1 rRNA gene is annotated in these 1,708 nt (G+C 59.0%); it reads left to right on the top strand.

What is annotated here, in order from left to right:
• The first annotated feature begins 195 nt into the window (after nucleotides 1-195).
• Nucleotides 196-1,665 (top strand): 16S ribosomal RNA (locus ACNTAO_RS12455).
• Nucleotides 1,666-1,708 lie beyond the last annotated feature (43 nt).

The raw sequence follows: 1,708 nt of genomic DNA, 5'->3' as shown, positions 1-1,708 counted from the left end.
TCTGGTCCGGAAGAAGAGATGAGGATTTCGCCCCCTGCGCTCCGGCGTAAGCGGAAATCTGATGTGAGCCTTGGTAGTTCGGTGTCATCCGGAACGCCGGTGACTCCGAACGATCAGACCATGCAATGGTGTGTCGACACCACGTCGACACCCGCCAAACCCCCTCGGTGCCGGGAACCAGGCACCGAGGTTACCACTCCGGTTGATCCTGCCGGAGGCCATTGCTATTGGGATCCGATTTAGCCATGCTAGTCGTACGAGTTCACACTCGTGGCGAATAGCTCAGTAACACGTGGCCAAACTACCCTTCGGACCGCAATACCCTCGGGAAACTGAGGCTAATAGCGGACACCACACGCAGACTGGAATGTCGCGTGTGTCAAACGCTCCGGCGCCGAAGGATGTGGCTGCGGCCGATTAGGTAGACGGTGGGGTAACGGCCCACCGTGCCAATAATCGGTACGGGTCATGAGAGTGAGAACCCGGAGACGGAATCTGAGACAAGATTCCGGGCCCTACGGGGCGCAGCAGGCGCGAAACCTTTACACTGCACGCCAGTGCGATAAGGGGATCCCAAGTGCGTAGGCATAGAGCCTACGCTTTTGTCCACCCTAGGGTGGTGGACGAATAAGGGCTGGGCAAGACCGGTGCCAGCCGCCGCGGTAATACCGGCAGCCCGAGTGATGGCCGATCTTATTGGGCCTAAAGCGTCCGTAGCTGGCCGCACAAGTCCATCGGGAAATCCACCTGCTCAACAGGTGGGCGTCCGGTGGAAACTGTGTGGCTTGGGACCGGAAGGCGCGACGGGTACGTCTGGGGTAGGAGTGAAATCCCGTAATCCTGGACGGACCGCCGATGGCGAAAGCACGTCGCGAAAACGGATCCGACAGTGAGGGACGAAAGCTAGGGTCTCGAACCGGATTAGATACCCGGGTAGTCCTAGCCGTAAACACTGCCTGCTAGGTGTGGCACCCACTACGAGTGGGTGCTGTGCCGTAGGGAAGCCGCTAAGCAGGCCGCCTGGGAAGTACGTCCGCAAGGATGAAACTTAAAGGAATTGGCGGGGGAGCACTACAACCGGAGGAGCCTGCGGTTTAATTGGACTCAACGCCGGACATCTCACCAGCATCGACTGTAATAATGACGACCAGGTTGATGACCTTGTCCGAGTTTCAGAGAGGAGGTGCATGGCCGCCGTCAGCTCGTACCGTGAGGCGTCCTGTTAAGTCAGGCAACGAGCGAGACCCGCATCGATACTTGCCAGCAACGCTGTGAAGCGGTTGGGGACAGTATCGAGACTGCCGTGGCCAACACGGAGGAAGGAACGGGCAACGGTAGGTCAGTATGCCCCGAATGTGCTGGGCAACACGCGGGCTACAATGGTCGGGACAAAGGGTTCCAACTCCGAAAGGAGACGGTAATCTCAGAAACCCGATCGTAGTTCGGATTGTGGGCTGCAACTCGCCCACATGAAGCTGGATTCGGTAGTAATCGCGTGTCACAAGCGCGCGGTGAATACGTCCCTGCTCCTTGCACACACCGCCCGTCAAAGCACCCGAGTGAGGTCCGGATGAGGCGCGTCACACGCGTCGAATCTGGGCTTCGCAAGGGGGCTTAAGTCGTAACAAGGTAGCCGTAGGGGAATCTGCGGCTGGATCACCTCCACTGACCGGGACTCTCCACACGGAGAGCCCACCTTTCGACCGTC

This window comes from Halorubrum zhoui (genome assembly GCF_051194155.1).
Lineage (GTDB): Archaea > Halobacteriota > Halobacteria > Halobacteriales > Haloferacaceae > Halorubrum.
This window is presented reverse-complemented; position numbering and strand designations above follow the sequence as displayed.